This window comes from Proteus hauseri (assembly GCF_004116975.1).
Classification (GTDB): domain Bacteria; phylum Pseudomonadota; class Gammaproteobacteria; order Enterobacterales; family Enterobacteriaceae; genus Proteus; species Proteus hauseri.
The window spans coordinates 2,960,971-2,986,242 of the sequence record NZ_CP026364.1; the positions used below are offsets into that span (position 1 = coordinate 2,960,971).

Consider the following 25,272-nt stretch of genomic DNA (forward strand, 5'->3'; position numbering starts at 1 on the left):
TATTAGTGAATTTTGCCTTCATCAATTGAAGCACGCAAAGCGTGAACAAAAGAATCTGCAATTAACATTCGTTGAGCCGGGGCAATACTTGTATTGATTAAGTTTGTCACCATGTTCCCCAACACCATCAAAGAAAGATCTGTAGGAGTATGATGTTTTTCAAGAACGCTGACAAGTTCTGCTAATAATTGCTCGACTTGCTCATCACTATAACGGGATTGTTGTGGCATAAAATCTGAATTCCTACTAAATGAATAAAACGCTATATGTTACCGCAAGGACAGCAATTTTTCTGCTATTTAAAAAAATTAATTTTCTATCGGTTTTTCCTTGCCTGTAATAGATGGGAATGTTTGAATACGCGCACGAAAGGTTTGGGATAAAGGAGGGCGTCCATGAGTCTAGATATTAATCAATTAGTCTTACATCAGCTAATAAAGCGAGACGAGCAGACATTAGAAGTTGTGCTACGTGATTCACTATTAGAAATTCAACCTGTTGTTCAGGAAATGATAGAAGAGTTACATCGCGTTTATAGTGCTAAAACCAAAGCTTATGGTTTATTTAATGAAGAGAGTGAACTTGCTGAAGCTTTACGGTTGCAACGTAAAGGCGAAGAAGACTTTTTAGGCTTTTCACGAGCGGCAACAGTACGATTAAAAGACGAACTTGCTAAATACCCTTTTGCAGAGGGCGGAACCGTTCTATTTTGCCACTATCGTTATTTAGCGGTCGATTATTTATTAATCGCGGTACTTAATAGCTGTAATAGTATGTGGGTGAACGATAGCCTTGATGTTTCATCTACTCGCTATCTTGATATTCCTCATGCAGATATTATTGCTCGTATCGATTTAACTGAATGGGAAACTGCGCCTGACTCATTGCGTTACTTAACTTTCTTAAAAGGTCGAGTAGGGCGTAAAGTCTCAGATTTCTTTATGGATTTCTTAGGTGCTCAAGAAGGCTTAAACGCAAAAACTCAAAATAAAGGCTTATTACAAGCTGTTGATGATTTTTGTGAAGCGTCTGAAATGAATAAGCAAGAGCGACAAACTTGCCGCGAACAAGTATATAGCTATTGTAATGAACAATTACAATCAGGTGAAGAAATTGCATTAAATGAATTGGCTCAAGAACTGCCAGCCATTGGCGATCAAAACTTCGCTCAGTTTACTGAAGATAAAGGTTATGAACTCGCAGAAACATTTCCCGCTGATCGCAGTACATTACGCCAGTTAATGAAATATGCAGGTAGCGGCGGTGGAATGACAATTAATTTTGATGCGAAATTATTAGGTGAACGAATTTTTTGGGATCCAGCAACGGATACGTTAACGATTAAAGGCACTCCGCCTAATTTACGTGATCAGTTACAGCGCAGAGCATCAGAAAAGTAATCGAAAAAATCATTGAATGCTAGAAACAAATAACGCCACAAAAGTGGCGTTATATGCTCGGCGTCCCGAAATAAAGCTCGAAGGGTGGCTAATTAAGCGCGCAGGAAGTCAATATGAGTAATTTTTGGCTTATACTCATGACGTTGCACTGCTTTAACTTTAACTTTAGTTTCTTTGCCATCGATAACCAGGTTAACGAAATCACTGTAGAACTCAGATTTGTGTTCTTGGTTGATAACTTCGTTGTGATCTAAATCGATAGCGATTGGCTCTTCATTTCCGCCATAAACGATAGCAGGAAAACGGTTAGCCACACGCAGGCGGCGGCTCGCACCCTTTCCCTGCTCTTTACGTACAGTTGCATTAATAGTTAACATCTTTTTTCTCTTTAAAAAAGAAAGAAAGTACATACTTGTTACAGGCGACCCAGCAACAAGCTCGATATTTGGTTTATCTAAAAATAGATAAAGCGGGCGCATTTTAACGAAAAAGCGGCCTGACAGCAAATATAAATCCATATTAATACAAGGTATCTGCTTTTCGGTAGCGCCCAACGTAGTCAAATATCTTGTTTCGTATCTGCCAAAACTCACCTTTTTTATGAGCAACAATAAAATCAGGGTGACGTAACAAGCTAAATTGTTTGATGATATCGTCAGCATTATGCCAAATAAAAGGTACCGCAGGGGCGCGTTGATGTTGGCGAAGAAATTTTAATTCAAATACTTTTCGTTGTGCTGGTGTGGTTAAGCGAAAGTGCTCAGAAACGGAGGTACCATCTTCATCATAGTAATTAATTTTTAACCATTCACCTTTATTATCGTTTCCATGAGTAAATTGCATCCCACCACAACGCAGCACTAGCGCTCCTTTAAGTTTTAGTGCAGCTTTAAGCATATCATCAGGGTCAACTAAAATTTCATCACAGTGAACACAACGGCGTGCTGCAATGTCATTTTCTTCGTTACAGTGTGGGCAGAGTTTAAAACGAAAGCGAAACTGGCATTGTTGTTTTTGGCCCTTGTTATCGAACTCCCAACCTTGGCAGCGTCGACCATAGTGTTCGATAATATCGCCATCACTATCCACTATTCCCCAAAAGGTATTGGCAAACTGACAAATAGGACAAAATACTTGTACTGGTTTACTATTGGGATTGGGCTTTTTGCTACCAACTTCAGGAAAATAAAGATCATGAGGATTACCCGCATAATCTAAAATAAGACATTCAGTTTTTCCTGCAAATAATCTTAATCCACGGCCTACTATTTGTTGATAAAGACTAACAGATTCAGTAGGGCGTAATATCGCAATTAAATCTACATGTGGTGCATCAAATCCCGTAGTTAATACCGCGACATTGACCATATAACGTAATTTTTGCTGTTTAAAATGTAAAATAAGCGCATCACGTTCTTGAGAGGGGGTCTGCGCACTGACTAAAGCCGCTTCATTTTTAGGCAGTAACGAAAGAATTTCTTTTGCATGTTCAATGGTGGCTGCAAAGATCATTACTCCACGGCATTTTTTGCTGTATTCAATAATTTGATCGACGATATGAGGTGTGATCCGTTTTTGTTTTTTTATTTCGCGGTTAAGATCTTCCTCATTAAATATACCATTTTGACTGGTTCTTACTTTGCTAAAATCATATTGCAAAATAGGCATATCTAAACGAATCGGGGGAACTAAAAAGTGATTACTAATCATATAACGCAAAGGTAATTCATAAATGCAATCACGGAAAAAGCAATTTTCATCGCCTCTAATCATGCCATGATAATGATATTGATAAATCCAACCACTAGGCAAACGATAAGGTGTTGCAGTAAGTCCTAATATACGTAATTGAGGATTAACAGATTGCAATTGTTTAATAACTTGCTGATATTGACTATCTTCAGAAAGGCTAATGCGATGACATTCATCAATAATCAATAACGAAAACTTTTCACTAAATCGAGAAAGATTACGCGCGACTGATTGCACGCTGCCAAATACAACTTTTCCGCTACTCTCTTTTTGTTGTAATCCAGCAGCATAAATATCTGCCGATAGACCGTAAGCTTCATATTTGCTATGGTTCTGTTCTACTAATTCTTTTACGTGTGCCAAAACTAATACGCGTCCACGGGCTTTTTTTGCCAGTTCAGCAATGACCAAACTTTTTCCTGCCCCGGTTGGTAATACAATCAGAGCGGGTGTTTGGTGTTGACGAAAATAAGAGATTGTCGCATTAACTGCGTCGAGTTGATAAGGTCTGAGTGTAAAAGCCATAACTGTGTATAAAGAAGTAAAACAGGCAATTAGCCTAGCATTTTTTTATGGCAAGTGCGAATGAATATGCTGTATTTAAACACAGTAATTTTGTGGATAGTTCATTGGTAAATTAATTAGTTGTTTTATTGTTAATATTCATTTTTAATAGATACCTCATATCAGATGGTATTCTTCCATTTTTCAGAGAAATTCATGCGATTAGATAAATTTTTAGCCCAGCAATTGGGAATTAGCCGTAATTTGGTTGCTCGTGAACTTAGATCAGGGCTAGTAACAATTGATGGTGATGTAGTTAAGTCTGGTTCAACTAAAATTACACCAGAGCAAAACGTAGCCTATAACGGTAAAGTACTGACACAAATTTTAGGGCCACGCTACTTTATGTTGAATAAGCCGGTGGGTTATGTGTGCTCCACTGATGATCCAGTTAATCCAACAATTCTTTATTTTATCGATGAACCACTCGCGCATAAATTACATGCAGCGGGGCGTTTAGATATTGATACCACAGGGCTTGTTTTATTAACGGATAACGGGCAATGGTCACATCGTATTACTGCACCAAAACATCATTGTGAAAAAACCTATCTTGTTACTCTTGAAGAACCTATTGGGGATAATGTTGCTGAACAATTCCAAAAAGGTGTGCAATTAAATGGCGAAAAAGAGCTGACAAGACCCGCAACACTAGAAATTATTACGCCAACTGAAGTGAAGTTGACGATTAGTGAAGGCAAGTACCATCAAGTCAAACGCATGTTTGCGGCTGTTGGTAATCATGTCTGTGGTTTACATCGCGAGCGTATAGGGGATATCACATTAGACGAAACTTTGGCTGAAGGTGAGTACCGCCTATTAACTGAAGAAGAAATCAATAGCATCCATATACCTCAGTAATAATTGTTATCCTGCCGTTTTTGGGAGTTTATCTGCGTGCAACAGCAACGTTCGTCATACCTTAGTCTCATTTTAATTCTGGGACTAATTTCCATGCTTATGCCATTGGCTATAGATATGTATCTACCTAGCTTACCGACTATCGCCCAAGATTTTGGTGTGCCTGGTGGTAAAGTTCAGATGACACTCAGTATCTATATTTTTGGTTTTGCTATTGGGCAATTAGTTTATGGCCCAATGGCAGATAGTCTGGGGCGTAAACCTGTTATTTTAGGTGGTGTTATTGTTTTTGCTTTTGCATCAGGTGCTTGTGCATTATCTGAATCTATAGATATGCTGATAGGGATGCGTTTTTTACATGGTTTTGCTGCGGCTGCCGCCAGTGTTGTGATTAATGCATTAATGAGAGATATGTTTTCTCGAGATGACTTCTCTAGAAGTATGTCTTTTGTTGCCTTAGTGATGACCATTGCACCATTACTTGCTCCTTTATTGGGCGCTGGAGTAATGAGATGGTTTTCTTGGCATGCTATTTTTTGGAGTATTTCAATTGCGGCAATTATTGCAGCTGTACTGATAACGGTATTTATTCCAGAAACCTTGCCGAAAGAGCGTCGTCAGCGCTTTAGCTTAAGAGTGACATTTAGCCAATTTATTAGTTTATTTAGAGCGCGCCGTGTTTTTTGTTATATTTTGGCATCCGGTTTCTCTTTTGCGGGAATGTTCTCATTTTTAAGTGCTGGGCCTTTTGTTTATATTGAATTGCATGGTATTCCCTTCGACCAATTTGGCTTTTACTTTGGCTTTAATATCATCTTTTTAATTATCATGACTGGCATTAATGGGCGATATGTTCGTCGATTTGGTGCTTTAAATATGCTGCGATTTGGATTAACGATTCAATGTTTGATGGGCGTATTTTTAATGCTGGTGGTTGCGTTGAATTTACATTTCAATTTCTTAGTTGTGGGTGTTGCAATATATGTTGGAGGAATAGCGATGATAACCTCTAACGCAATGGCTGTTATTCTTGATGATTATCCTCATATGGCTGGTACAGTTTCCTCTTTAGCGGGTACTGTGCGTTTTGGCGTTGGGGCTTTAGTTGGTACCGCAATTGCAATGTTACCAGCTAAAACAGAATGGCCAATGGTCAGTTCAATGGCTTTTTGTGTTTTGTGTGCAATGGGTTTTATTCTGTTAGCTCGCCGTTACAAATAAGAACATCACGCTATAAATTTATATTATTTATAGCGTGAACTCTCCTTTTTAGTGCTGCTCTGCACGAAATTTTACTATTTCCTTCATATATCTCCTGTGAATCGTTTCAATTTAGTGGCATTTCTTGATTTCAATCAATACTTGATGTTGTGTGTTTGTTAAATTAAGTGAAATTTATTTTAATGAACATCTATCATTGTTTTGTTGTTATGAATCATAGTGATTAAAATTGATAAATTGTTTTACATGAACACGTAATATTTTATACAATTTTTTTATATAGTTGATAAAATGTTAAATAAATGAAAGAATAATTGAAGGATGCATTCTTCAGGTGAATGAGTGTATGAAAACATTAGAGCTATAAAATGTGTAATAAGAGACCTTCACTCTTTTTGTAAAATAATTGTAATAATTATGTTTTATAGTTAACGAGATTTTAATATGAAGTGTGGGCAAGTCAGTTCAAGCTCGTATTGATGATGCATTAAACTAACGTGTTGATGAAACAGGATTGATTTGTGGATAATGTACAACTTTCGGTAGTTCACAAGCTGCCGCTGAGTTATCGGTGGCTAGCAGGTTTTACAGGTACAAGAGTAGAGATACTGCCTGAAAATGATGCGGGAAAGCAAAATACGCTAATTGGTTTAAAATTGTTAAGCCATGATGGTATGACACTGGATGAAGCAATACAGCATTTGCGTCAGTATCTGAATAATCTCCATATTGAAAGCGTTATTATTGAGTGGGATGGCGTACCTTGTCTTTTTCTGGGGAGCGATGATGAATGTGCAGCACTGTGTTGTTTAAAAAATGCAGGTGTTGCGATAGCTGAGCCATTTCCTACTGCATATTCTTATTTATAACGTTTACTCATAGTACGAAGTAAGCTTTTATCGTAGCTCTAAGATAATATTATTAATATTATATCAACCGTACTGGTGAGCTGTTGTTTTGTAATCAAGATACAACTCATTAAGTAGCACAAATATCTTCAGCGGTCATAGCGATAAATTACGAACACAAAAAAAGGCTCATTAATAAATGAGCCTTTTTTATTCGATATAAGATATAAGGGAAATAATTATCTTAACGTATTCAATGAGAGGTTCTCAGCTATAGCCGCTTCTTTCTCAATAACTCTTCGCGCTGCATAAAAACGGTTATTCCAGTAAGTATTCGACATTTCTGAAACGATTACACCACTACTTGTTGATGCATGAACAAATTTATCGTTACCAATGTAAATACCAACATGACGCATTGTGCGACCTGTTTTAAATAAAACTAAATCACCAGCTTGTAATTTGGTTCTATTTACTTGGGTACCTGAAAATTGTTGATCTGAAGTTGAACGCGGCAGTTCTACACCAAACTGATCGCGGAATGTTCTTTGAACGAATGCAGAGCAATCAATACCACTTTTAGTATTACCGCCTAAACGATATGCTACGCCTTTCCAGTCTGCATATTGGTCAAGTATCTTAGATTTTATATCGAGATTCTTCACCAATGATTCAAATTCATCTTGAGATGCTTGAGAAATAGAAGTACTAGGTGATGTATTAAGTGGGGTATTACTTGGATTCGCTAAGCGTGAATTTGCGTTCTGTGAGCTACATGCAGATAACGTAGCTACGACAATGAACGCCGGTATGAGCTTAAGCATTCTCATAAACGGTTTGTTTCTCATTGTGACAGATTTCCCTTACATCCTTATGTGCCGAATTGCACATGAATAATTCACCAAATAACCAGAGAATATAGTGTAATTTAACTCTGGCAACCCCATTGCGCGAAAAACGTGCACTAAAGCACGTAATTATCCGCATTTAATGATAAATAATGCGGAAACACAAAAAGTGTACATAAAGAAAAGTTAAATGGCGAGAGAAAAGGCGCTTAATTTACAAAACATTAGATAATAAAGTGCTAATACTTAAAATAGATTCAATTATGTCATCAAAGTTTCATTTAATTGATATAATTCTGACCAAAATGAATAAGCGCAGATAAACTTGCGCTTATTCTTATTTAATGGGTTTTCATTATTTTAACTAAAATGTTTTTTCTCTTTAAAGGGAAGAACTTTTTCTAACCATTTAATAATGATGTCTGACAGAGGAGTAATTAATAACCAGCTGGTGGTGAGCAAGGTTAACGAAAGAGAGCCCACTAATATATCAGAAACCCAATGCGCTCCCGCTATTACGCGTGGTAATGAAAAAACTACCGTAATGAGCAGTGCACATAAAAAAGAACGAAATGAGAGGTAGCGTAATATAAAGCTACAAAAAATAAGCAGCATTAAGCCGTGATCACCAGGGAAGCTATCACCGGAAGCATCTTTGGTTGCTATTCCCGTTACAACACCCACGCGATGTGTATCTTGAAAATAAAGTGTAGGGCTAGGTCTATCTATAGGGATATTTTGACCAATTTGATTTATTAGCACGGCACTGATCACCATAACTAATCCCACTATAATAAGATGACGCTTTCCTGCGTAATTTTGTTTACGAAAAGTATTGTAATAAAGCATTCCCATTGTGAGCAGAATAATAAGATCAAATGATCGCTTATTAACGTAAGCTACAAATTTTGCAAAAAAAGAATCAGGCAAAATATGCTGATTAAAAAAATAAAAAATATGAGTATCTAGTGATAGCCAAAATCCATGTTGGGCAGGAAGATACCAAGAACAGAAAATGAGCAAACTACATAAATTAAGAATTAAGATAAGACTTACTTTTTGGCGGGTGTTAGAAAGTTTCATAAATAATCAAGCTGCTTGTATTACGTATATTTGGTGATCGTGATCACAAAATTTTTGATATTGATTATAGGACTATAGTCAAAGTAAAAAAATATATCTTTGCAAATAGATGCTTTAAAAATTGTTATCTATAAGTTTCATTTCTGTTGGTTGTACTAATATCGCCTTAAGGTAAACTTTGAATATATTTTCTTGATAGTCGTATATTGAGTGTTTTATAATTTTTTTCTAATCTTAAAGTAATGATAAAAGTTAAATAAAAAAAGTAACGAGCCGATATTAGTTAGGTCTTTAATAACATATTGGCTCTTTTGCTTGACGTTATCTATAAACACTGGGAGATTAATCATGAAAAAGATATGTAAGGTGGTTTCATGTTTGTTTTTATTATTAACTGCTGCATCATTTGCAAGTGAAAATAAAGTAATAGGATCGGGTACCATTACATTCGTTGGTGCTATTGTTGAAGGTAACTGTGAAATGGAAACAAATAAAAATACTTTTAAAACAAAGTGTTGGAATGGGGCCGAAATGGAGGAATCACATTATCATTTAGAACCAAACAAACAATTTAATTCAAAATTGATTAATAACAAAGGAACAATGGCTATAAAATGGATTAAGGATGACTTAGCCATAATGAATATTGTATACAATTAATTTCTTTTGAATTAAATAATAAAAATATTTTTACAATTTAAATAATTTTTAAATATTTTTTAAATTTACTATTAAATTTTAATTACAACTATTAATATTTGACTTAAGTTTAATCAACGTTGATTTTCTATTTTTTTATTTATAAATAATGAAAGCTTATATTTGATAGACATCAAATATTTTTCTTCTGTCTATATAAATGTCATATTTTATTGCTATGATGAAAATATGTCGGGTAGGTGTGATCCTCATACCTGCTAGTGCAAACAAGAAGTGAGGTCGTTATGAGAAAATATCTGACCGTATTATGCAGTCTTCTCGTTTCCTGTTCGATATCTCTTGCTTGGGCATCATCACCAGAGCAAACCACAGGGCAGATTTATCTGCGAGGTGCTATTGTAGATCCAGCCTGTGAAATGAATTTTACATTCGATAAAGCACAATATCAGTGTTACAAACACAATAAAGTTTTTACTTCGACTCAATCTATTGTCCCTGCATCTTTTGATCATTCACAATCCATTATTTTGCCTCAAGATATGGGGAAAGCGGAAATCCGTTGGATGGACGATAGTCAAAAGAATGGGATCATTGATGTTCACTACTTTTAATTATATTTTAGCGTCATGCTTAACGTCACGTTTTAAAAGCATGGTAAAAGGTGATAAATAGAAGAGTGATTAGTTTAGGTAAACAAGTCAAATAATCGTCTGCCGCATTGGGTTTCTACGATTATCTGACCCATTTAGCCACACATTAGCAATATTTTGCTAAGTGTAGGAGAGATTTGGCACTTATTTAGTCAGCACGCCCCATATAACGGCGCTCTGCAATATGAATGCGGACTTTATCACCCGTTGATAGGTATTCAGGAACCTGAATCACTAACCCTGTTGGTAATGTCGCTGGTTTGGTACGAGCACTTGCTGAAGCGCCTTTTATTCCAGGTACAGTTTCAACAATTTCCATATCCACAGTTTGTGGCAGTTCTAATGCAAGAACTTGTCCATCCATAGTTAATACCTGCATTCCCGCTAAACCTTCTTCAGGAATAAACAGCAATTCATCTTCAATTTGATCTTTTTTGAAGGTATATGGTGTGTAATCTTCATTATCCATAAAGATATATTCATCACCATCAATATAAGAGAAGCTAACGGCACGACGGGTTAAGTTGATAGTTTCAACCATGTCATCGCCTTTAAAACGCTCTTCTACTTTTTGACCTGTACGAATATCGGTAAAACGCATTTTGTACAACGTACTTGCGCCACGAGCACTTGGTGCTTGAATATCGACATCTTTAACCAGCAATAATTTGTTGTTATAACTGACTGCCATACCGCGTTTAATTTCATTGGCTTTTGCCATATAAAACCTTCCATTAAATAACATTGACGAGAATGGCGACAAAATTACTCGCAGTGCAGAAACTTGGCAAGTTATTCGCAAACTTTTTTATAGAGAATTTGATAAAAAGCGTAAAGCCAGCAGGTGCCGGCTTTAACGAAGGATTAGCGGTAGATAGGAAGCAGATCAAAACTTGCTAGTATATGAGCAGAAGCATTAATTAATCCAAATAAAATAACAAACACAATCATAAACATACCGCCGGGTGCTTTAAAGCTTTGCTCTTTATGACGTTGGCGACTTGCTTTAACCATTAATGCGGGAATAATTGCTGCCCAAATTGTCGCTGCTAGACCTGCGAATCCAATGGCATATAAAAATCCATCAGGGAAGATAATGGCTAAAATAGTCGGTGGAATAAACGTAATTAATGCTGATTTTAATCGACCGCTACCATTATCTGAAAATTTAAAAAAGTCTGCTAAGTAATCGAATAAACCTAAAGATACGCCTAAAAATGAACTCGCTAGTGCCATATAAGAGAAGATATCTAATAGGTGCGATACCATTTCATTTGCGGTACTACTGCGCATCTGTGTTAATAAGTTACCAATATTCCCACCATCAGCAATAACCTGTTTAAAATCTTCACGAGGAATATTACCTTGTACTACGAACTGCCATAAAATATAGATGGCCAGTGAGATTAATGTTCCTATTAACAGACTTTTCATTACAGCCTTTCCGTCTTTTTTATAATAGGTCACTAAGCCAGGAATATTTCCGTGATAGCCAAATGATGTCAGTAAATAAGGTAATGCAGCTAATGCATAAGGTAAATAACTAGGATGATTTTCTGTGGTATTAAATAGCACAGGCATTTTTACTTCAGTAAACAAACCACCAATAGCGAGAACAAACGCAATCACCATACCACCAATTAAAATTGTACTTAATCTATCTACTGCGCGGGTTGATAACCAAACAAAGAAAGCCACTAATAAGGCAAAAAGTAAGCCAGCAATAGCTTGAGGTACACTTACAATACCTGAGAAATTCTGCACGATAATAGAACTGCCAGCAGAGATATAAGCGTAGGTTAAAATATAAAGTACAAAAGCAATTGATAAGCCGTTAATTGCACTCCAGCCTTTTCCTAATAAATCTTTGGTAATCGTATGAAAGCTTGAGCCTAAAGGATAATGAAGATTAACTTCAAGGATCATTAGGCCAGACATAAACAGACAAAACCAAGTATAAATTAGCAGAAAAATAGAGCCAGTAAACCACACACCGGAAGTCACAATTGGAATTGAAAACATGCCAGCACCTACTGCAGTGCCTGCAATAATCATCGCTCCACCAAGTACTGATGGGCGTTTTGTTGTTGAAGTGACTTCTGACATACGATGTCCTTATAATTATTGACTCAATGTACTAGCTTGATAGTGTGAAGGATACACGCTTGTTTAGAGTGTGTAAATAGAAGTCAGCAAGCTCTAATTATTTAAAAAATGAGTAAAAATAATACAATAGAAATTCACTGCTATATAAATCAATGAATTAACATCAAGGAAATAAGAAATAAAATAGAAATTAAAGAGTAAAAAGGGAAAGATTTAATTTAAAAAAAGGATTACAAACATTATTCTGAACAAAAAACATCCAGAATAATGAAGGGGATAGCTAAAAAATAAATTATTTTTGATAAAATTGATGGTTTTTCCATAAAGCAATGGAATTACGGCTTGCTTCAAAATGAGGTTCTGGCAAGTTATCAGGCGAACACCAGCGAAGTTCTGAGCATTTATCGGGTTCCATCAGCGTTGGTTCATCATTTTTGAATTGCGCTAACATACAAATAGAAACAGTATGTTTTCCTTCTTGCTGATAAGTTTCTAAGTTATTACTGATGCCTATCACTTTAGGTGCATCGATAGTGATACCTATTTCTTCTTCAATTTCACGAATTGCACATTGTTCAAAGGTTTCACCGGGATCAACATGACCACCAAAAATTGACCAGTAAGGCGCATGTGATCCACAACGTTTTCCTAATAACACTTCACCTTTTTCATTGACGATAATTACACCAACACCGACTACCACATACTTAGCTGTATCTACAGCGGACATTTGACACTCCTTATTTTTTATATTGGTAGAGAAAAGTCATTTTTACGAGGGTATTGTCCTTGGGCTACTTTAAAAGTTCAAGGATAGCATGGGATGTTTTGCTGAATGAAAAACAGGGTAGGTGATAAAATAGCTCCCTTGGTATTTATGATAAAAATGGCCTTAGGAGCAATAATCATTTCGTTTAATTGTGATTAATTAATTTGCTGTGATTTTAGCCATGCAATTTCGTCAGGCCAAATATCAGGATTAATAGTTTCTAAAATAAGTGGGATATGATCAAAACGATCATCTTGCATAATATATGTAAAAGGCACTTTGCCTATATTGCCTTCTCCTAAACTATGGTGGCGGTCTACGCGGCTTGCTAATTCATTTTTTGCATCATTTAAATGCATTGCTTTTAAATACTGAAACCCAACAATTTGGCCAAATTCAGCGAAGGTTTTTTCGCAATTTTCAATAGTACGCAAATCATATCCTGCTGCAAATGTATGACACGTATCAATACATACACCAACTCGAGATTTATCTTCAACGCTATCAATAATAGCGGCGAGATGTTCAAAGCGAAAACCTAAATTAGTGCCTTGTCCCGCCGTATTTTCGATAACGGCGGTAACGTTTTGTGTTTTATCTAATGTAATATTGATGGATTCCGCGATACGTTTTAGGCATTTATCGATATCGATTTTATTTAAATGGCTTCCAGGATGGAAATTGAGTAGTTCGATACCTAATTGTTCACAACGTTGCATTTCATCTAAAAATGCGTCTCTTGATTTTTCTAGTGCTTCTTCTTCAGGATGACCTAAATTAATCAAATAGCTATCATGAGGTAAGATTTGAGAAGCTGTATAGCCATAAATTTCACAATTCTTTTTAAATTTATCAATAACTTCGCTGGCTAATGGCGCTGCTTTCCACTGACGTTGATTTTTAGTAAATAGGGCAAATGCAGTAGCTTTTATTTCATGTGCGCGCAATACTGCTTGATCGACGCCACCAGCGGCACTGACATGTGCGCCAATAAATTTCATGACTCTCTCCTTAGATTTTATTTCACACCACGATAACAAATATAAAAGTGTATAACACCATATTGATATGTTAAATGCAAAAAAGCGCAACTGATTTACAGTTGCGCAAGAGGAAAATAATGTTCAAGGAGGAAAGCTGAGCTTTAAATTTTTTATAAATCGTTATTAATAGCTTGTTGGCGTAAGAACTAAGCCATTAATACCGATTGAATAAAGATATTAATAAAAGCGCCTCCAATAGTCAGCCAGAAAAAGAGAAATAATGCTAACAGCAGCGGTTTAACCCCCGCTTGGCGAATTGCGCTAATATGAGTTGTTAAGCCCAAAGCAACCATTGCCATTGCCAATAAAATGGTATCAATAGTCACAATATAGCTTACTAATACAGCAGGAATTAAATTTAAAGAGTTAAAACCTGCCATTAAGATAAAGAATACCGCAAACCAAGGTATGGTAATTGGGCTTTTTTGTGCAGTACCTTCGCTATTTTTATTATTCTTTTTACTTAAGTAAGTAGAAAGAATAATTAAGAAAGGCGCTAACATCATAACGCGGATCATTTTACTGATCACCGCTGCATTTTCTGCATCAGGACTTATTGAGTGGCCAACAGCAACGACCTGAGCAACTTCATGAATAGTTGAACCAGAGAAGATACCAAAAGTTTCTTCATTAAAAGGCAACCAACCGGCAAACGCATTTAAATGGAAAAACCAAGGGTAAAGGAAAATACCAATAGTGCCAAAAATAACTACGGTTGATACAGCAACCGCGACTTGGCTTGCTTGTGCTTTAACAACCGGTTCTGTTGCCATAACGGCGGCGGCCCCACAAATACTGCTACCAGCACCAATTAAAATGACTGTCTGTTCATCTAAACCAAAGTATTTTTTACCTATCCACATAGCAATAAGGAAGGTTGATGTCAGCATAATGGCGTCAATAATCAGCCCTGTGGCACCCACATCGGCAATTTGCTGAAATGTCAGTCTAAAGCCATAAAGAATAATACCCGCTCGTAATAAATAATGTTTCGCAAACTTAACACCATCATCGCTATAAGGTTTTGCAACGGGATAAAACGTATTACCAATAATAATACCGAATAAGATAGCTAGCGTTAAAGCGCCTAATCCCATGTTGGAGAACCAAGGAATATCACCCACAAAAATAGCGAGAGCGGTTAGTATTCCTGTTAGTAATAAACCGGGGATCCAACGATAAATTGGCATAAAATATTTTTTAGCTAATGTCATAGATTGAGTTTGCTCAGACATAGAAAAACCTTGCTTATATAAATTTAGCATAAGCATATAACAAACAATCTTATTTATTAAATTCATTATTTTTATAATAATAACCACTAAAACTAATAGGTGTATATTTTATCAATTGTTCTTGGTATGTTATTGGTTTGTGGATAGTATGTTATGACAATGACAGCAAAAAGGTGGTATGGATATGCGAATTACGTTGCGGCAACTGGAAGTGTTTACGGAAGTACTCAAGTGCGGTTCTACAACGCAAGCGTCACAACAACTGGCATTATCTCAGTCTGCCGTCAGTGCTTCTTTAACTGATCTCGAGAGCCAATTGGGCGTACAGCTTTTTGATAGAGTTGGAAAACGTTTAGTCACAAATGAACACGGGCGGTTACTTTATCCCAGAGCACTTTCTTTACTTGAGCGAGCCACAGAAGTAGAACAACTGTTTCAGGAAGGAAATGGCGCATTACGTATCGCTGCAAGTACCACTATTGGTAACTATATTTTGCCGCAAATGCTGGGACATTATCACCGTAATTATCCTGATATTCCTTTAGAAATGAGCATCGGAAATACAGAAGAAGTGGTTAAGTTGGTGAGTGAGTTTCGAGTTGATTTAGGTCTTATTGAAGGTGCTTGTCAAAGTTCAGAGCTTATTAGTCAAAAATGGTTATTAGATGAGATGGTCATTTTTTGTTCTCCCGATCATGCTTTAGCAAAAAATAAAAGTGTGACTTTGGCTGATTTACAATCAGCACCTTGGATTTTACGAGAAAACGGATCAGGTACACGAGATGTGCTTAATCATCTTTTATTTGCATCATTACCCGGCTATCGCATTGAAATGGAGTTAGGAAATTCAGAGGCGATAAAGCATGCTGTTATGTATGAAATGGGTATTAGCTGTTTATCACGTCGAGTAATAGAAGAACAACTTAAAAATGGCACACTAAAAGAGATTAAAGTAGAGGGATTAACGCTGCAACGTACTTTATATCTGGTTTATCATCGTCAAAAACATGTATCGGATGCGCTAAAAAAACTACTTAAATATTGTAATGCAGAACATTTAATCAGCAATTTTTCATAAATTGCTAATAATGGACGCTCGATCATGAAGGTATCTTATAATCATGGATCCTTACTATTCACGACTGGTAGATTTGCATACAATCCTCACAGGACAGTGAATAGAAAAGTGGAATGATATGTCAGAACAACAAAATGGTGCGGCCAATTCGGGCGCAGTACGTACTTTGCGTCGAGAATTAAAGGCGCGACATTTAGCGATGATCGCTATTGGTGGTTCAATTGGTACAGGGCTTTTTGTCGCATCAGGTGCGACTGTTGCACAAGCTGGCCCGGGTGGAGCATTACTCTCCTATGCATTAATTGGGCTGATGGTTTATTTTTTGATGACGAGCCTTGGTGAATTGGCTGCATTTATGCCAGTTTCAGGTTCTTTTTCAACTTATGGTTCTAAATATGTTGAAGAAGGTTTTGGTTTCGCATTGGGATGGAACTATTGGTATAACTGGGCAGTAACAATTGCGGTTGACCTTGTTGCTGCGCAATTAGTGATGCTTTATTGGTTCCCTGACATCGATGGCTGGATCTGGAGCGCGCTTTTCCTTGGCGTTATCTTCCTGCTTAACTATATTTCGGTAAAAGGTTTTGGTGAAGCAGAATACTGGTTCTCGTTAATTAAAGTCACTACAGTCATCATCTTTATTATTGTCGGTATTGCGATGATAACCGGAATAATGAAAGGGGCAGAGAACGCGGGTTGGCACAATTGGGAAATTGGTGATGCACCTTTTGCTGGTGGATTTGCGGCGATGATTGGTGTGGCAATGATTGTTGGTTTCTCATTCCAAGGTACTGAGTTAATTGGTATCGCGGCGGGTGAATCTAAGGATCCGGCTAAAAACATTCCCAAAGCAGTACGTAAAGTCTTTTGGCGTATCTTATTATTTTATATTTTTGCTATTTTAATTATTAGCTTAATCATTCCTTATACAGATCCTAACTTGCTGCGTAATGATGTTGGCGATATTAGTGTAAGTCCATTTACGTTAGTATTCCAAAATGCAGGGTTACTTTCTGCTGCGGCAATTATGAATGCAGTTATTCTTACTGCGGTACTTTCTGCTGGTAACTCAGGAATGTACGCCTCAACGCGTATGTTATTTACCCTAGCAAGAGAAGGTAAAGCACCAAAATTCTTTGGTAAATTATCCAAAAATGGTGTGCCACGTAATGCGCTTTATGCCACAACTGTTGTTGCCGGATTATGTTTTTTAAGTTCAATGTATGGTAACCAAACTGTTTATCTATGGTTATTAAATACCTCAGGTATGACAGGCTTTATTGCATGGTTAGGTATTGCGATTAGTCATTACCGTTTCCGTAAAGGTTATGTATCTCAAGGTCGTGATTTAAATGACTTACCCTATCGCTCGGGCTTTTTCCCAATTGGGCCTATCTTTGCTTTTGTATTGTGTTTAATTATTACATTAGGGCAAAATTATCAGGCCTTTTTAGCGGATACCATCGATTGGTATGGTGCAATTGCAACCTATATTGGTATTCCATTATTCTTACTGATTTGGTTCTCTTATAAGATTGTGAAGAAAACGCGCTTCGTTCGTTATAGCGAAATGGAATTTCCAACACATATTGAGAATAAAAAGTAATCTAATTTAGCTTTATTAAATTAAGTTATAAAACGCCTGATTTGTGATTTAGATCACATAAAATCAGGCGTTTTTTTATTTTTTAATCAACTAATTGCTCAAACCATATAAAAAATAGATTTAAATTAGTAATCGCATTGATAAGTATTCTTATTTGCTTTATTGTTAGCGAAGAATCTATTTACATAATTTATTCACATAATCATGTGATGACGGTGCTATTGGTTGTAGGCGAAATGTTTAATACAAATCAAGTAACGACAAACGCTATAAGAAATAATCTGATAAATAGTCAATCTATTTCTCTTGATATAGCGAGCCTGTGTTTTTTAACCACCGCTACAACTGCGTTCAATTTACAAATAACTCTTCGTCATATAATAATTTATACAACAGATATAATTCACCGTATAATATTTTGGCGACTTAGTTTTTTGTTGAATGCATCATCTTGCATAAATAATGGGTTTTTTGCTCTTAAAAAACAATTAACGAGTTGTACGATAGCTTTTTGCTTTTTTAACCCGCAAGTAAAAGCTAAAAAACAGAACAAAAATAATAGGTACAACAAGTAATATGAGCCTTCTTTCAGAGCCGCTAACTGTTGAGGAGCGTGAAAAAAACGTTTCTGAACATGTCAAAGCGCACTATCGCCAAATGATGAATAAGCGTGTGTTATGGCTGGGTGTGATTGTTTTAATCATTTGTGGTTCTGTTGTTATCGACTTTACCATGGGGCCTTCAGGGCTATCGTTAGAAAAACTGCTAACAACACTGTTTCAGCCTAGTTTGGTTGATGCAGGTTCAAGAGTGATTGTGTGGGATATCCGTTTACCTTACGCCTTAATGGCGGTTGTGGTTGGTATGTCTCTTGGGCTAGCAGGTGCAGAAATGCAAACTATTTTAAATAACCCATTAGCGAGCCCATTTACGCTGGGGTTATCTAACGCAGCTTCATTTGGTGCTGCATTGGCTATCGTTTTAGGTATTGGTATTCCGGGTATTCCAGATCAATGGTTTATCTCTGCGAATGCATTTATTTTTGCTTTATTATCAGCGTTACTATTAGACGGTATTACACGTTGGACAAAAGTACCCACCTCTGGCGTGGTGTTGTTTGGTATCGCCATGGTATTTACTTTTAATGCACTAGTTTCAATGATGCAATTTATTGCCACAGAAGACACGCTACAAGGTTTAGTTTTTTGGACAATGGGCAGCTTAGCGCGAGCTACATGGATAAAACTAGGGGTAATGGCAGGGGCTTTTGCCATTATTATGACGATTTCATGGATGAGTTCATGGAAATTAACCGCATTGCGCTTAGGTGAAGATAGAGCGATTAGCTTTGGTATTGATGTTAAACGCTTAAGATTAGGCTCGCTGTTACGCATTAGTATTTTAACGGCGCTCGCGGTTGCATTTGTTGGACCTATTGCGTTTATTGGCTTAGTTGCACCTCATATTGCTCGTATGATGTTTGGTGAAGATCACCGTTTTTATCTACCAGCAAGCGCATTAGTGGGGGCGTTAGTTTTATCTTTAGCCTCTATTGCGTCTAAAAATCTAATACCAGGTGTAATTATTCCTGTTGGTATTGTGACATCATTAGTGGGTGTGCCATTTTTCCTCAGTATGATTTTACGTCATAGAGGAAATATATAATGATTGAAGGATTACAAATACAAAACTTTAGCGCCGGTTACGCTAAACATATCATTATTAATTCGCTTAATGTTGCGCCATTACCAAAAGGTAAAGTCACGGTATTATTAGGGCCTAATGGCAGTGGAAAATCGACATTATTAAGAGCATTAGCAGGATTAAATAAATCATCAGGCACAGTAAGTTTAGATGGCAATAATCTTGGCACAATGAATTTTGCCGAACGGGCTCAAAACGTAGTTTATTTACCACAAACTTTACCTGCTGGTGTGCATTTACATGTATTAGAATCCATTATTGTTGCCCAACGTGCTTCTGGTGGATTACATAATGAGCATAGCGAAGCTGAAGTAATGAATTTATTACGTCAGTTAGGTATTGAACATTTAGCATTACGCTATTTAGATCAATTATCCGGTGGGCAAAAACAATTAGTCGGACTCGCTCAATCATTAATAAGGCAGCCTTCGTTATTGTTATTGGATGAGCCGTTAAGTGCGCTAGATCTTAATTATCAATATCACGTAATGGATTTAGTAGCAAAAGAAACACATCGTCGAAATATTATTACGGTTGTTGTTGTCCACGATATAAATATCGCACTACGTCATGGTGAACATATATTAATGCTCAAACAAGGGCAATTAATTGCTCAGGGTAAACCTGGCGAAGTGATAACGCCAGAAAGCCTTGCTGATGTATATGGTGTTAAAGGCAGATTGGAATATTGTTCACAAGGAATTCCTCAAATTATTATTGATGGATTAGTGAAGAGAATAGAGAAGTAAAAACAAAGCAGTAAATATAGGGAAGCAATAAATAGGGATATAAAAATAATATTAAAATAACCAAGGGTAATTAATTTTATTCCCCTTATTGTCGAGCAATTGTCGGTATATCCATCTATATAACTTACAGAATATATATTCTTGGAGAATCGGGAATGGTAGTGTTAAATAAAAATAAAATCGCGCTTAGTGTTATTGCTGCAATTGCAACAAGTTTTGTAATGACTGCATCAGCAGAAAATACAGAAAGACTTCTTGTAACGACGGCTTCTGGTTTTAAACAAACCGTAGAAGATGCACCTGCATCGGTTTCTGTTGTGACACGTGAACAATTAGAAACTAAAGCTTATCGCGATGTTACTGATGCCCTAAAAGATGTACCGGGTGTATTAGTGACAGGCGGTGGTAGTAGCTCAGATATTAGTATTCGTGGTATGGATGCTAAATATACCATGATCTTAGTTGATGGTAAGCGTGTGGCATCGCGTGAAACGCGTCCTAATAGTGATAACGCAGGGATAGAGCAGGGGTGGTTACCGCCATTACCGGCTATCGAACGTATTGAAGTTGTACGTGGGCCAATGTCTTCTTTATATGGTTCTGATGCAATGGGCGGTGTTATCAATATTATCACTCGTAAAGCGCAGAAAGAGTGGAACTTTAGTTTACGTGCTGATACCACATTAACTGAACGTCAAAACTCAGGTAATACTGGGCAAGGTAGCTTCTATGCTGCGGGGCCACTAATTGAAAATCTTTTAGGCTTAAAAGTTCAAGGTCAATATTCACATCGTGGTGAAGATAAATTTGCTGATGGTTATAATCGCCAAATTACAGCAAGTGGTGGTGGTACATTAAGCTGGACACCAGATGAGAAAAATACCGTTGAATTTGAATTTAAAAAAGATAATCAACACCGTGATTCACGCTGGGAATATTCAGCTAGTGAACGTAATCGTGATACAAAGAAAAGTGGATTTGAACACTCAGAGTTAACTCATTATGCATTAACTCATGATGGTGTTTATGATTTTGGCTCTTCAAACACTTATGTTCAACGTGATGAAACGCGAAATTTATCACGTAATATGGATTATGACGATACAACGGCACGTAATCAGACCGTCATAATGTTAGGCGATCACACTTTAAGTGTTGGTGCTCAATATCGTTATGAAGAATTAAAAGATTCTGGCAATAAAATTGATGGTGGCAATAAATTAGATCGCTATAGTTGGGCGTTATTTGCAGAAGACGAGTGGGCAATGACCAACGACTTTGCTTTAACGGGCGGTTTGCGTATGGATAAAGATGAAAACTTTGGTACGCACTGGACACCACGAGTTTACGGCGTTTGGCATATGGCTGATGAATGGACGTTAAAAGGAGGTGTTTCTACCGGTTATCGTTCACCAGATTTACGTCAAGCAACAGCATCGTGGGGACAAGGAACAGGTGGTGGACGCTTTGATGCGGTTATTTATGGTAATCCAGATCTAAAACCAGAAAAATCTGTTACTGAAGAGATTGGGATTATCTGGGATAATCGTGATAACTTAACGGCAAGTATCACTGTTTATAATACTGATTTTAAAGATAAAATAACTGAGATCCGTCGTTGTGATAGCCGTACTGAAAAAGATGGTTCTAAAACAATGCCAGGGACACGTGATTGTACATTAGATGATGGTGTAAGCACGGGGGGAGATCCGTACGATTTCGTCAGTGACAGAACTAACGTAGATAAAGCCAATATGCGCGGTGTTGAAGTCACAGGTAACTGGACTATTTCACCAGAGTGGAATTTAGCAGCTAACTATACCTTTACTGACTCTGAACAAAAGAGTGGGGATTTTAGAGGTAAACCACTAAATAAACAGCCTCGTCATATGGCAAATGCAACGTTAAACTGGGAAACCACGCCAGAAATGGCAACATGGGCACGTATTAATTTCCGTGGTAAAACATCGGATTATCTATCACGTACCAGTATGGCTTCAGGCACTCCATCCTATGCATTTGTTGATATTGGAACGAGCTACAGCTTAACCAAACAATTAAATGTCATTGGTGGTGTTTATAACGTATTAGATCGTCGTATTAATTATGAAAACTTTAATACAACATTAGAAGGTCGTCGTTATAACATTGGTCTAAACTATAACTTCTAATAGCGTACTTTTAAGATAGTATTTTTTAAATAGTAATATCCTCAGGTTGTGTCATTAAGGCTCCATTTTTATGGAGCCTTTTTTTGTTCTGAATTGATGAAAATTAATACTGGAAAACGTAATAAGAGAGAACTATATTTAGTACAATTAAGCAGCGAACTTTTAATTTTCTTATTGGCAAATAGTGCGTTTTCTACTTATTTATTTAACTATTTAGTATATTTTTATTCTATTTTTCCTGAGAATTTTAAAATAGGTTATTAAAAAACAACAGATTTCTAAAAAATAATTATTTTTGGAGAGTAAAATGATTAAATTTACAATTTAATAGCATTAATCTTATTAATGTATTTTAAATGTCTCATTTAGATTGTTTTTTAATTTTTTTTATTATTTATTACGATCTATCCTTTATACATCAATTGGTTGTGGTTATATTTTTGAAATTGAGTTAATGATTTAGATATTCAAATTATCTTAATTTTTGTGATAAAAGGTCTAACTTTGTCAATAGAATGTAACATTAGATGTTGATTAAGTTTAATGTTTAAAAAGATCATAAAAAAAGGTGATTTTTTCATGAAAATCTATTGCTATTTCACTCCAAGGCGTGCAAAATGCGCCCACTAAAAATATGACTGATGCGTTTAAATTGCATCGGTTTTTTTTTGCATTTTTACTTATTACTACACCTAGAGGTCAGACTTTTTTTAGTCTGAATAGATAACATAATTTGATTAGCAGCCAGCCCCTTAGAGAAAGGGTTGTCATGATAGAGGAATGCTAATATGGTACAATTATTCTCTTTCGCAGTCGCGCCTAACGGCACCTGCGGTAATGATGACTACGGAGCATGGCGTCTCCAAAACACATTCACATCCTCAAAAAATTCTTTCTATTCTGTTTATAGGCAGATGCGAAGTCTTCCCAGTAACTGTCGGATGAGTTTATCTAAAACTCAGTCCGAAGTTATGGGAGGTTTCGCTCATGTCAGATAACGTCATCTCCTCTATCGGCACCAATCAAACTGGTGTTAATAACCGAGTTCAGTTACGCAAAACATTGACTCTTATGCAGGTAGTCATGATGGGGCTTGCTTTCTTACAGCCTATGACTATTTTCGATACCTTTGGTATTGTTTCTGGCATTACTAATGGTCATGTTGCGACATCTTATGCTATTGCATTAATTGCTATTTTATTTACAGCGGTAAGCTACGGAAAATTAGTTAAGCGTTTTCCTTCAGCGGGTTCGGCATATACTTATGCACAAAAATCCATGAGTCCATATGTTGGTTTTATGGTGGGTTGGTCTTCTTTATTAGACTATTTATTTATGCCAATGATTAACATCTTACTGGCAAAAATCTATTTGCAGGCAATATTCCCAGGCGTTGATCCGTGGATCTTTGTGTTTGTTTTAGTCGCATTAATGACGTTCTTTAACTTACGCGGTATTAACGTTGTTGCTAACTTAAATACCATTATTGTTATTGTACAAGTTGCAGTGATGGTGGTTTTTGTTGGGTTACTGATCCATGGCGTACATAACGGAGAAGGTGCAGGGGAGTTATGGACTATTCGCCCGTTTGCGTCAGTTGATGCTGAATTAATACCAATGATAACCGGGGCAACAATACTTTGTTTCTCATTCTTAGGTTTTGATGGCATTAGCACATTGTCAGAAGAGACTCCGAATGCAGGTAATGTTATTCCTAAAGCGATTTTCTTAACGGCGCTGATTGGTGGATTAATCTTTATCGTTGTATCTTATTTCTTACAACTTTATTTTCCTGATATTTCGCGTTTTGAAAAACCAGATGAATCACAACCAGAAATAATGTTGTATGTTGCTGGGGCTCTGTTCCAGTCCATTATTTTAGTGTTCTCATGCGTTACTGTACTGGCTTCTGGTATGGCGGCTCATGCAGGGGTTTCACGTTTACTTTATGTAATGGGTCGTGATGGTGTTTTCCCTGAAAAAACTTTTGGTTATGTTCATCCAAAATGGCGTACACCAGCATTTAACGTATTATTAGTCGGTTTCTTAGCGTTAGGCGCGGTATTCTTTGATTTAGTTACCGCAACGGCATTAATTAATTTTGGTGCGCTGGTTGCCTTTACGTTTGTGAATTTATCGGTTATTTCACAATTCTATATTCGTGAACGTCGTAATAAAGGCATTATGGACAATATTAACTTTTTAATATTACCAATTATTGGTGCTGCGACAGTAGGTGTTTTATGGATAAACCTTGAACCTGGTTCTATGGAGTTAGGACTCATTTGGGGTGCTATAGGTTTACTCTATATGGTATGGATCACCCGACGCTTCCGTCGTCCAATGCCACAAATGCCAGAAAAATAATTGTGAATTAAAAACACGCAAATCAGAGATAAATGGCTTCAGAAATGAGGCCATTTTTTTATCTTCTATTTATCCCTTTATTCTCCTTTTTTACAAATAACTCATTATTTATTATTTTTATTTGCCATAAGGGGGACCGTGGTGAACCTTTGTTATTTAAATAAATTAATGACTAAATAAGGTTTTTAGTTAATAACGATATTCATAAATCGAGATCTTCTAATATTCTAGTGCAGATAATGGGCGTTGGGCTGTTAAAGCTAATGATGGAAGAGTACATCTAGTCGAACTTGATGGTGAGGTGGTCATATCATGCAAAAATAGTGGCAAAAATACCGCTCAACGTATCAGAGATGGAAGATGGAGTTGGCCTTGTAATGAAAAACAAATGAGTTTAAAGAGGCATTTTCTGATTATGCGAGGTGGTAGAATGGGTATTCTAAAAACAAATTATATATCGGAAGCGGATGTCACTTTATTTGACGTTCGTTTATCTGAATCAGAAATTGTAATTTATGCAGATTGTTTAAACTATATATGGCTCATTTATTTGATGA

At 36.6% G+C, this 25,272-nt stretch carries 23 protein-coding genes; 13 read left to right on the plus strand and 10 right to left on the minus strand.

Annotation, left to right across the window (positions count from 1 at the left end):
• Positions 1-2 precede the first annotated feature (2 nt).
• Positions 3-230: a YejL family protein gene (locus PH4a_RS13425; protein ID WP_064719573.1), complete on the minus strand. Its 228-nt coding sequence runs from the start codon at positions 228-230 to the stop codon at positions 3-5.
• A gap of 165 nt (positions 231-395) precedes the next feature.
• Here PH4a_RS13425 and yejK point away from each other — a divergent pair, with 165 nt between their 5' ends.
• Positions 396-1,400: a nucleoid-associated protein YejK gene (yejK, locus tag PH4a_RS13430; RefSeq protein WP_064719574.1), complete on the plus strand. Its 1,005-nt coding sequence runs from the start codon at positions 396-398 to the stop codon at positions 1,398-1,400.
• Between the two features lie 92 nt (positions 1,401-1,492).
• Here the strand turns inward: yejK and rplY are convergent, their stop codons facing one another.
• Together rplY and radD are read right to left on the minus strand one after the other, a co-directional pair.
• Positions 1,493-1,777, minus strand: a complete 285-nt coding sequence (gene rplY / locus PH4a_RS13435) for a 50S ribosomal protein L25 (RefSeq protein WP_006537318.1) — start codon at positions 1,775-1,777, stop codon at positions 1,493-1,495.
• A 142-nt stretch (positions 1,778-1,919) separates the two neighbouring features.
• Positions 1,920-3,677 carry a DNA repair helicase RadD gene (radD, locus tag PH4a_RS13440; protein ID WP_129040403.1) on the minus strand — a complete coding sequence of 586 codons (1,758 nt, stop codon included), beginning with the start codon at positions 3,675-3,677 and terminating at the stop codon, positions 1,920-1,922.
• A gap of 195 nt (positions 3,678-3,872) precedes the next feature.
• Between radD and rsuA the strand changes: the two genes are divergently transcribed.
• From rsuA to PH4a_RS13455, 3 genes are all read left to right on the plus strand, one after another.
• Positions 3,873-4,577, plus strand: coding sequence for a 16S rRNA pseudouridine(516) synthase RsuA (gene rsuA / locus PH4a_RS13445; protein WP_129040405.1), 705 nt, complete (start codon positions 3,873-3,875; stop codon positions 4,575-4,577).
• Between the two features lie 36 nt (positions 4,578-4,613).
• Positions 4,614-5,798 (plus strand): Bcr/CflA family multidrug efflux MFS transporter, encoded by a 1,185-nt coding sequence (locus PH4a_RS13450; protein WP_129040407.1) that lies wholly within the window; start codon positions 4,614-4,616, stop codon positions 5,796-5,798.
• Positions 5,799-6,319: 521 nt separating this feature from the next.
• Positions 6,320-6,667 carry a YejG family protein gene (locus PH4a_RS13455; RefSeq protein ID WP_064719578.1) on the plus strand — a complete coding sequence of 116 codons (348 nt, stop codon included), beginning with the start codon at positions 6,320-6,322 and terminating at the stop codon, positions 6,665-6,667.
• Between the two features lie 218 nt (positions 6,668-6,885).
• On the opposite strand, the gene mepS is transcribed toward PH4a_RS13455, so the two are convergent.
• Complete coding sequence (mepS, locus tag PH4a_RS13460) at positions 6,886-7,494, minus strand: bifunctional murein DD-endopeptidase/murein LD-carboxypeptidase (RefSeq protein ID WP_129040410.1); 609 nt, start codon at positions 7,492-7,494, stop codon at positions 6,886-6,888.
• Positions 7,495-7,854: 360 nt separating this feature from the next.
• Positions 7,855-8,577, minus strand: a complete 723-nt coding sequence (locus PH4a_RS13465; protein ID WP_129040412.1) for a phosphatase PAP2 family protein — start codon at positions 8,575-8,577, stop codon at positions 7,855-7,857.
• Positions 8,578-8,925: 348 nt separating this feature from the next.
• Here PH4a_RS13465 and PH4a_RS13470 point away from each other — a divergent pair, with 348 nt between their 5' ends.
• Together PH4a_RS13470 and PH4a_RS13475 are read left to right on the plus strand one after the other, a co-directional pair.
• Positions 8,926-9,237 (plus strand): hypothetical protein, encoded by a 312-nt coding sequence (locus PH4a_RS13470; RefSeq protein WP_129040414.1) that lies wholly within the window; start codon positions 8,926-8,928, stop codon positions 9,235-9,237.
• A 284-nt stretch (positions 9,238-9,521) separates the two neighbouring features.
• Positions 9,522-9,848: a hypothetical protein gene (locus PH4a_RS13475; protein ID WP_129040416.1), complete on the plus strand. Its 327-nt coding sequence runs from the start codon at positions 9,522-9,524 to the stop codon at positions 9,846-9,848.
• 187 nt (positions 9,849-10,035) lie between these two features.
• Here PH4a_RS13475 and yeiP read toward each other — a convergent pair whose 3' ends face one another.
• From yeiP to PH4a_RS13500, 5 genes are all read right to left on the minus strand, one after another.
• Positions 10,036-10,608: an elongation factor P-like protein YeiP gene (yeiP, locus tag PH4a_RS13480; RefSeq protein WP_064719582.1), complete on the minus strand. Its 573-nt coding sequence runs from the start codon at positions 10,606-10,608 to the stop codon at positions 10,036-10,038.
• A 143-nt stretch (positions 10,609-10,751) separates the two neighbouring features.
• A complete protein-coding gene (mtr, locus tag PH4a_RS13485; RefSeq protein ID WP_129040418.1) occupies positions 10,752-11,993 on the minus strand; it encodes a tryptophan permease in 1,242 nt (413 codons plus the stop codon).
• Between the two features lie 292 nt (positions 11,994-12,285).
• A complete protein-coding gene (locus tag PH4a_RS13490) occupies positions 12,286-12,723 on the minus strand; it encodes a nucleotide triphosphate diphosphatase NUDT15 (RefSeq protein ID WP_129040420.1) in 438 nt (145 codons plus the stop codon).
• A gap of 194 nt (positions 12,724-12,917) precedes the next feature.
• The gene (nfo, locus tag PH4a_RS13495) at positions 12,918-13,763 is read right to left on the minus strand and encodes a deoxyribonuclease IV (RefSeq protein ID WP_129040421.1); all 846 of its coding nucleotides are present in this window, start codon (positions 13,761-13,763) and stop codon (positions 12,918-12,920) included.
• Between the two features lie 188 nt (positions 13,764-13,951).
• The gene (locus PH4a_RS13500; RefSeq protein WP_164971545.1) at positions 13,952-15,040 is read right to left on the minus strand and encodes a YeiH family protein; all 1,089 of its coding nucleotides are present in this window, start codon (positions 15,038-15,040) and stop codon (positions 13,952-13,954) included.
• A gap of 184 nt (positions 15,041-15,224) precedes the next feature.
• On the opposite strand from PH4a_RS13500, the gene yieE reads away from it, so the two are divergent.
• The 7 genes from yieE to PH4a_RS13535 all read left to right on the plus strand — a co-directional run bounded on the left by yieE (position 15,225) and on the right by PH4a_RS13535 (position 24,715).
• Positions 15,225-16,118, plus strand: coding sequence for a DNA-binding transcriptional regulator YeiE (gene yieE, locus PH4a_RS13505; RefSeq protein ID WP_129040425.1), 894 nt, complete (start codon positions 15,225-15,227; stop codon positions 16,116-16,118).
• Positions 16,119-16,236: 118 nt separating this feature from the next.
• Positions 16,237-17,724: an amino acid permease gene (locus PH4a_RS13510; RefSeq protein WP_129040428.1), complete on the plus strand. Its 1,488-nt coding sequence runs from the start codon at positions 16,237-16,239 to the stop codon at positions 17,722-17,724.
• Between the two features lie 576 nt (positions 17,725-18,300).
• Positions 18,301-19,389, plus strand: coding sequence for a FecCD family ABC transporter permease (locus PH4a_RS13515; protein ID WP_129040430.1), 1,089 nt, complete (start codon positions 18,301-18,303; stop codon positions 19,387-19,389).
• Positions 19,389-20,177: an ABC transporter ATP-binding protein gene (locus PH4a_RS13520; RefSeq protein WP_129040432.1), complete on the plus strand. Its 789-nt coding sequence runs from the start codon at positions 19,389-19,391 to the stop codon at positions 20,175-20,177. The genes PH4a_RS13515 and PH4a_RS13520 overlap by 1 nt, the downstream gene beginning before the upstream one ends.
• A 155-nt stretch (positions 20,178-20,332) precedes the next feature.
• Positions 20,333-22,348 (plus strand): ligand-gated channel protein, encoded by a 2,016-nt coding sequence (locus PH4a_RS13525; protein WP_129040434.1) that lies wholly within the window; start codon positions 20,333-20,335, stop codon positions 22,346-22,348.
• A gap of 788 nt (positions 22,349-23,136) precedes the next feature.
• Positions 23,137-23,346, plus strand: a complete 210-nt coding sequence (locus PH4a_RS18305; RefSeq protein ID WP_064719594.1) for a hypothetical protein — start codon at positions 23,137-23,139, stop codon at positions 23,344-23,346.
• Positions 23,336-24,715, plus strand: a complete 1,380-nt coding sequence (locus PH4a_RS13535; RefSeq protein ID WP_129040436.1) for an APC family permease — start codon at positions 23,336-23,338, stop codon at positions 24,713-24,715. The genes PH4a_RS18305 and PH4a_RS13535 overlap by 11 nt, the downstream gene beginning before the upstream one ends.
• Positions 24,716-25,272: the final 557 nt, after the last annotated feature.